The sequence below is a fragment of the Micromonospora sp. 4G55 genome (assembly GCF_016803375.1).
On the sequence record NZ_JAEVHN010000293.1, the window covers coordinates 1 to 7,399 of the forward strand.

The 7,399-nt window shown below is 74.8% G+C and carries 9 protein-coding genes; all 9 read left to right on the forward strand.

Features of this window, described 5'->3' with window-relative positions:
- Positions 1 to 1,193 (forward strand): hypothetical protein (locus tag JNW89_RS21705; RefSeq protein ID WP_238450295.1); only part of this gene is annotated, 1,193 nt, incomplete at its 5' end.
- Positions 1,190 to 2,716, forward strand: a complete 1,527-nt coding sequence (locus tag JNW89_RS21710) for a hypothetical protein (protein WP_238450296.1) — start codon at positions 1,190 to 1,192, stop codon at positions 2,714 to 2,716. The genes JNW89_RS21705 and JNW89_RS21710, both read left to right, overlap by 4 nt.
- Entirely contained in the window at positions 2,698 to 3,246 is a 549-nt protein-coding gene (locus JNW89_RS21715) for a hypothetical protein (protein WP_238450297.1), read from the forward strand. Before JNW89_RS21710 ends, JNW89_RS21715 begins: the two co-directional genes overlap by 19 nt.
- Positions 3,243 to 3,899, forward strand: coding sequence for a hypothetical protein (locus JNW89_RS21720; protein WP_154936630.1), 657 nt, complete (start codon positions 3,243 to 3,245; stop codon positions 3,897 to 3,899). The genes JNW89_RS21715 and JNW89_RS21720 overlap by 4 nt, the downstream gene beginning before the upstream one ends.
- A 106-nt stretch (positions 3,900 to 4,005) precedes the next feature.
- Entirely contained in the window at positions 4,006 to 5,469 is a 1,464-nt protein-coding gene (locus JNW89_RS21725; RefSeq protein ID WP_238450298.1) for a hypothetical protein, read from the forward strand.
- Positions 5,466 to 5,969, forward strand: a complete 504-nt coding sequence (locus JNW89_RS21730; RefSeq protein ID WP_179805109.1) for a phage baseplate assembly protein V — start codon at positions 5,466 to 5,468, stop codon at positions 5,967 to 5,969. The genes JNW89_RS21725 and JNW89_RS21730 overlap by 4 nt, the downstream gene beginning before the upstream one ends.
- Entirely contained in the window at positions 5,969 to 6,313 is a 345-nt protein-coding gene (locus JNW89_RS21735; RefSeq protein WP_088961873.1) for a hypothetical protein, read from the forward strand. Before JNW89_RS21730 ends, JNW89_RS21735 begins: the two co-directional genes overlap by 1 nt.
- Complete coding sequence (locus tag JNW89_RS21740) at positions 6,310 to 6,672, forward strand: GPW/gp25 family protein (RefSeq protein ID WP_088961874.1); 363 nt, start codon at positions 6,310 to 6,312, stop codon at positions 6,670 to 6,672. Before JNW89_RS21735 ends, JNW89_RS21740 begins: the two co-directional genes overlap by 4 nt.
- Positions 6,669 to 7,399: hypothetical protein (locus JNW89_RS21745; RefSeq protein WP_238450299.1), on the forward strand; the 731-nt coding region annotated here is incomplete at its 3' end. The genes JNW89_RS21740 and JNW89_RS21745, both read left to right, overlap by 4 nt.

Consider the following 7,399-nt stretch of genomic DNA (forward strand, 5'->3'; position numbering starts at 1 on the left):
TGCTCCCCGCCGAGCTGAGCGGCCCGGCCACCGAGGCCGGCCTGCCCACCGGCCGGGCCGCCGTGGGCTTCGGCGTCGGCGACCTCACCGTCACCGGGCTGTCCGGCCCGGGTACGACGGCCGGGCGGATCGCCTTCACCGCGCCCGCCCGCGCCGACGGCAGCCCCGGCGAGGCGATCCACGGCCGGGTGGTGCCGCAGGGCGACGACCTGCGCCTGCCCGACCTGGTCGTGGAACGCACCGAGCTGACCGAGGTCACCATGCGGTCGGCCACCCGCAGCCTCTACTCCCGGGGCAGCACCCGGATCGGCCGGATGAGCCTCGACGTGCTGGTCCGCACCGCGCCCGCCGCCACCGGCCGGCAGGTCCGGGGCGCGCTGATCCGCACCATGGTGATCGACCGGATCGACGCCGACCGGATCGGCATGGACGTCACCGACCCGGCGCCCGGCTACTCGGTGGAGGTCGTGAGCGGCGCGCTGGTCGGCGTCCGGGTGCAGGACCTGGAGCTGGACCTGACCGGCGAGGAGCTGACCTACACGGGCCGGCTGCGCATCGGCCAGCTCGACCAGCTCCGGTTCAGTGTGCTGTCCCGGGCGCTGCAGGGCGGCCCGACCACCATCACCGGCACCGTCAGCGGCGCGCCCGTCGGCCCGGCCGCCGCCGCCGTCACGGTGGACCTGATCCGGGCCGGCGCGCACCGGGTCGACCCGGCCACCGGCCGGATCATCAGCGACCCCACGGACAGCCAGCAGATCACGCTCAGCGGGGTCACCCTCGCCGACACCACCCTGCGCACCCCCGACGGCTCGGTCACCGTCCGCCGGGCCGGGCTGGGCGGCCGGATCGTCACCGAGCAGGCCGGCGGCCTGCGGTTCGAGGACATCGGCCCGTCCCGGATCGAACTCTCGGCGATCGACTGGCGGGCCGGCGACGGCCGGATCACCTCGCACGGACCGACCGTGGTGGACGGTCTCACCGTCACCGGCCGCTGGGACAACGCCCCCGCACCGACCGGCCCGGACGGGCAGGTCCGCCCGCCCGGCGACGCCAAACTCTTCATCGAACGCCTGCACATCGACCGCATCACCGGCCGGGATCTGCGCTACCGCAGCGGCGTGCTGGACGTCGGGCTCGGCCGGCCCTCCCCGGTGCCGGCGGCGAGCCGGACCTGCCGCCGCTGGAGATCATGAACGTGAACCTGCGCGGGTTGCGCTGGTCCCGCGCGGCCGGCCTGGTGGCCGGGCGGCTCACCACCGGCGCCACCCGGCTGGAGATCGCCGGGCGGGTCAGCGAGGCCCTGCACGTCGACGCGGCGCTCTGGGCGGCGCAGCTCACCCTCTCCTTCGGCCGCGGTGGGCGGGTGCAGGCCCGGGTGATCGGCGGTGAGGGCCACCTCGGCCTCGGCCCGGTCGCCGGTGAGCACGAGCAGCACATCGGCCTCCAGGGCCTGGACACGGGGCTGATCAGCATCGGTCCGGACCGGATCGAGATCGGGCCGGACGGCGCACCGGGACTGAGCCTGGCGAACCTCGCCCTGGACGCGCTGAACTGGCAGGGCGAGTCGCTCGGCCTGCGGATCCGCCCCGGCGAGGGGGCGGTCTCGCTCACCGGAATCACCGCGCGGGCCCGGATCGACCTGCATCCCGCCGGCACCCCGGGCGGCCGGTTCCGCCGGCTGCTGCTGCGCGAGGTGGTGGTGCAGGAGACCCGGGCCAGCGGCCTCCTGGTCGACCTGCACGACGGCGTCACCATCCGCCTCGACCCCGACCGGGAAGCGGTCGTCGGCGAGCTGCGGCTGCGCCCGGCCGCCGGCCAGGAGGGCTTCCTGGTGGAGGCCACCCGCAGCGCGGCCGGCCTGCGGATCCTCGGTGGGCTGGACATCGGCGCGATCAGCGCGCCCCGGGTCGGCTTCGACATCGGCACGTTCCTCCAGCACGGCAGCGGCGACTTCGGCGCCGCCGGGCTCACCCTGGACTTCCTCGACCTGGGCGGGCTGCGGCTCAACCTGCGCGAGCCCACCCTCACCGCGATCCGGGCGCAGGTCACCGCCGACGCCCGGCGGGAGCTGCGGCTGCTCGGCGCCCCGGCCGGCCGCCCCGAGTACGGGCTGCGGTTCACCTCCATCGGCTACGAACAGGACCCGACGACGCCCGGCGGGCCGCCCGGCGGCCGTCGGCTAGCCCTGCGCGGCGGCGAGATCAGCGGGCTCACGTTCGACGACACCGGCATCGGGCTGCACGTCTTCGTCGAGCAGGGGCTGCTCGGCGATCTGACCCACGACCTGAACTCCGGCGCCGGGGAGCTGCCGTCGCTGGACATCCGCAACGCCACGTTCAGCCTGAACCTGGCCACCCTGCTGGGCGGTGGCCCCGCCGCCGCCCCGCCGACCAGCACCACCGCCGCCGAGCGGCGGGCGGGCATGGAGGCCAAGTGGGACGCCCTGCTGCGGATCCTCGATACGTACCACCTCGGCGAGGTGATCGACAGCCTCAACGGGCGGATCGACTTCGACGTCGACGACTACGAGGTCCGGCTCTCCGTCCAGAACGGGGCGGTCGACTACCGGCGGCTCACCGGGGCGTTGCCGTGGTGGACGCCCGGTCGGTTCGTCATCGAGGGCGACGAGCTGATCTACCGGGTGCGGATGCCCACCTTCGGCCCGGAGGGGGCGCCCCGCCCGAGAACAACCTCGACGTGCTCCGCTGGCGGCTGACCACCGGCGAGATCGAGCAGGCCAGATCGTCGCACCTGGCCCGGATCAACCGGCTGCTCCGGCCCACCCCAGAGACCCGGCGCGACCTGTTGCAGACCATCGCCGACTTCCAGGACGACGAGCCGGACACCGACCCGCCGGGCGCGCTGGCCATCCGCGTGGTCGACGTCGACCTCTCCGTGGACAACCCGCGGGAGATCACCATCCCGCTCGGCGGCAGCAACGAGATCGTGCTCGCCCCCGGCGCGCTGACCCACCTCACCGTCGGCGGCGGCGTGCGCCGCGGCGCGGGCGGCGCCGGCCGTCCGGGGGCGCTGCGCCCGATCGCGGTGGAGAGCGCGACGGTGGCCCGGATCAACCTGCTCTTCGACTCCGTCGGCGTCTCCACCGGGCAGATCCGGATCACCGACCTCACCGACGCCCGGCTCACCTTCACCGGACTCAGCCCGCAACTGCTGACCGGACGGATCACCCGCGCCGTCGCCGAGCGGATCCGCTGGCGACGTACCACCCCGGGAGGCACCCCGTGACCAGTCCGCTCAGCCCCCGCCTGCTCCGCGCCGGCCTGGTGGTCCTCGACCCGGACAGCGGCCGGACCCGGCGGGTGATCACCCTGCAGTACAACCCGGACGCGCTGACCCGGGGCTTCCAGCTCAAGACCGGCGGCGCCGAGGGCGGCGCGAAGGGCGAGGCGCTGCGGATCACCGGACCGCCGGTGCAGACGCTCACCCTGGAGGCCGAGCTGGACGCCGCCGACCAGCTCGCCGAACCGCGGTCCAACGCCGACGCGGTGGAGCTCGGCCTGACCGCGCAGCTGGCCGCCCTGGAGTCGCTGGCCTATCCCAGCCTGACCGCCGTGCAGGACGCCGCCGCGCTGCTGGCCGCCGGAACCCTGGAGGTGGTGCCGCCACCGGCGCCGCTGGTGCTGCTGGCCTTCGGGCGGCGCCGGCTCTGGCCGGTACGGATCACCGAGCTGACCATCACCGAGGAGGCGTTCGACCCGATGCTGAACCCCATCCGCGCGAAGATCCGGCTGGGCCTGCGGGTGCTGACGGTCAACGACGTCGGCACCGCCGGCCGGGCCGGTGGCCTCGCCATGGCCGCCCACCAGCAACTCGAACAGCTCGCCGGCCGGGCGCGCGGCGGCCGGCTGACCGACCTCGGAATCGACCGGCTGCCGTGACCGCGCCGCAGCCGCCCGAGACCGACCCGGCCCTGGTCGCCGCCCGCGGCCGGGTCGCCGAGCACGCTGCCTCGCCGCGACCGGCGGCAGCACCGCCGGCGTACCGGTGGCGGGCACGATCGCGCCGGAGAGCCGGTACGCCACGGTGGGCACCGCGGTGACCGTGGACCCGGACACCGGGCAGGAGGTCGTCCACCTGCGCCGCCGGTTCGTACCGCCCGCCGAGCGGCTCGCCACCGCCGGCTGGGAGCAGGTGGCCGACGGCGACCGGGTCGACCTGCTGGCCGCCCGTACGGTCGGCGACCCGACCGCGTTCTGGCAGCTCTGCGACGCCAACGGCGCGTTCGACCCGGCCGAGCTGGAGCAGCCGGGCCGGGTGGTCCGGGTCGCGCTGCCGAGGGGTTCCCCGGAGCCGGCGATGCCTAGAGGAGTGCGGCTGCAACTGCTGGTCGGGCCGTTGACCTTCGGGCCCGCCCCGTACGAGCTCGTCGAGGCGTTGCAGGAGGCGCAGGTGACCCAGAACGCCGGCCAGCGTTCCGGCTTCCAGCTGCGGTTCGCCCTCAGCCGGGGTTCGCTGGTGGAGCGGATGCTCGCCGACGGCAGCCTCGACCCGCCGACCCGGATGCTGCTGGTCCTGCACCTGGACGGTCGTCCGCAGGTGCTCTCCGACGGCGTGGTGACCCGCCACGACGTGGCCCGCAGCAACGAGGCCGGCGCGTCGACGCTGACCCTGACCGGGGTCGACGTCAGCCAGATGATGGACCTGATCGACCTGTCGGGCCTGCCCATGCCGATGCCCGCCGAGGCGCGGGTGCTCACCCTGCTGGCGCCGTTCGCCGCGTACGGGGTGGTGCCGATGCTGGTGCCCAGCGTGCTGGTGTTCGCCCCGAACCCGATCCAACGGGTCCCGGCCGTGCGCGGCACCACCTTCGCGTACGTGTCGCAGCTGGCCGACGAGGTCGGCTACACCTTCTACGTGGAGCCCGGCCCCACGCCCGGGATGAACACCGCGTACTGGGGGCCGGAGGTCCGGGCCGGGCAGGCGCAGCCGGCGCTGACCGTCAACGCCGACGCCTTCTCCAACGTGGAGTCGCTGTCCTTCTCGTTCGACGGGGTGCAGAAGACCGTCTACCTGCTCACCGCGTTCCCGGAGCAGGTCCGGGTGCCGATCCCGCTGCCGGTGCCGGACGTCAGTCCGCTGAACCCGCCGCTGGGCCGCAAGATCCCGATCCCGCTGTCGTACCGGCGGATGAACATCGGCCGGGCGGACCCGGGCCGCACCGACGACGCCACCGCCCGGATGGACGTGGTGCAGACCTTGGCCCGGGGCCTGGCCCGCGCCGCCCAGTCGGCGAACGTGATCACCGGCTCGGGCTCGCTGGACGTGCTGCGCTACGGCCGCCTGCTGCAATGCCGCCGGCTGGTCGGGGTGCGCGGCGCCGGACGCGCCTACGACGGCGAGTACGTGGTGAAGAGCGTGACCACCACGGTCAAGGCCGGCGAGGTCAAGCAGCGGTTCAACCTCAGCCGCAACGCCCAGATCTCCATCTCGGGAAGGGTCGACACATGACCAGGTACTACGGCAAGTATCGCGGCACGGTGGTCAACCACATCGACCCGTTGCAGCAGGGCCGGATCCAGGTGACCGTCCCCGACGTCACGCTGCCGCCGTCCACCTGGGCGATGCCCTGCTTCCCGCTGGCCGGCATCCAGTCCGGCATGTACGCCGTGCCGCTGCCCGGCACCGGGGTCTGGGTGGAGTTCGAGCAGGGCGACTCCGACCATCCGATCTGGACCGGCTGCTGGTACGGCTCAAAGGCGGAGATCCCCGCCCTGGTGTCCGCCGCCCCGCCACCCACCCCGCCGATCGTGCTGCAGACCCCCGGGCAGGCCACGGTGATGGTCTCCGACGCCCCGGGGCCGGCGGGCGGGATCCTGCTCAAGACGCTCACCGGTGCGATGATCTCGATCAACGACACCGGGATCGTCATCTCCAACGGCAAGGGCGCCTCGATCACCCTGGTCGGGCCGACCGTGGCCGTCAACCAGACCGCGCTGACGGTGACCTGATGCCCGGCCCGCTGCTGCACGTCGGCGCCGTGCTCTCCTGCCCGCACGCCGGGCCGGTCACCCCGCAGACCGGCAACTCCCGGGTGCTGGTGGGCGGCCTGCCGGTGGTGACCGCCGCCGACGCGTACCCGGTGACCGGCTGCCCGTTCCAGGTGCCGGTCGGCGCGGGCACCAAACCCCAGCCCTGCGTCCGGATCCAGTGGACCACCCCGGCGGCGCGGGTGCTGGTCAACGGCCAGCCGGCGATGCTCGCCGTCAGCGTCGGGCTGGGCGTGAGCGCCGAGGGCATCCCGCAGGGGCCACCGACGGTGGCCGGCTTCCAGATCAGGGCGGTGGCGTCGTGACCTACCCGGCCTTTCCCTGGCGTCCCGACAACCGGGGCCGCTCCGGGCTGGCGAGCCCGCAGCGGCACGTCGCCGACCTGGTCGAGGCGGTGCTCTTCACCTCGCCCGGTGAGCGGGTGAACCGGCCGGACTTCGGCGCCGGCCTGGGCCAGCTGCTCTTCGCCCCGGTCGACGAGGCGGTGGTCGGCGCGGCCGAGTTGCAGGCCCGCAGCGCGTTGCAGCGCTGGCTCGGCGAGCTGATCGAGGTCGACGACGTCCGGGTCGACCTGGCGGAGGCGACGGTCCGGGTGCACGTCGGCTACCGGCTGCGCGCCACCGGCCGGCCGGCCGAGGTCGCCATCGTGAGGGGGAGCAGATGACCGTGCGGTGCACCGACGACGAGCGCCGGGCCGAGGTGGCCCGCCCGGGCAGCGGGTTCAACGGCATCGACTGGGTCGAGGTGGACGCGGCCGACCAGAAGCTGCTGCGGGTGGGGTTCCTGCACCCGCTGCCGGGCCAGCCCGACGGGGTGCCCACCGGCGCCGCGCTGGCCGCCGGCAACGTGGTCGTCGAGGGCGGGGTGCGGATCACCGGCGTACGGGTGGTCAGCGTCTCCGCCGCCGGCGCGGAGCTGACCGTCCGGGTGGACCGGGCCGGCGACTTCTCCCCGTACACGCTGCGGCTGGTGCGCTCGGCGGTGGACGACCGGGTGCCGGCCGGCTTCGACCCGGTGCTGGCCGAGGCGACGTTCTCCTTCAAGGCGAACTGCCCGAGCGACCTGGATCCGGCCCCGGCGGCTCCGGCCGGGCCGGCGCCCCGTCCGGTCGGCGCGCCGGCCGACTACCTCGCCAAGGACTACGCGGGGTTCCGGCGGCTGATGCTGGACCGGGTGGCGGCCCTGCCCGGCTGGGCGGAACGCAACCCGGCCGACCCGCTGATCACCGTGGTGGAGGCGCTGGCGCACGTCGCCGACCGGCTCTCCTACCGGCAGGACGCCGCCGGCACCGAGGCGTACCTGGGCACCGCCCGCAGCCGGATCTCGGTCCGCCGGCACGCCCGGCTGCTCGACTACGCCGTCCCACGACGGCTGCGCCGCCCGCGCCTGGC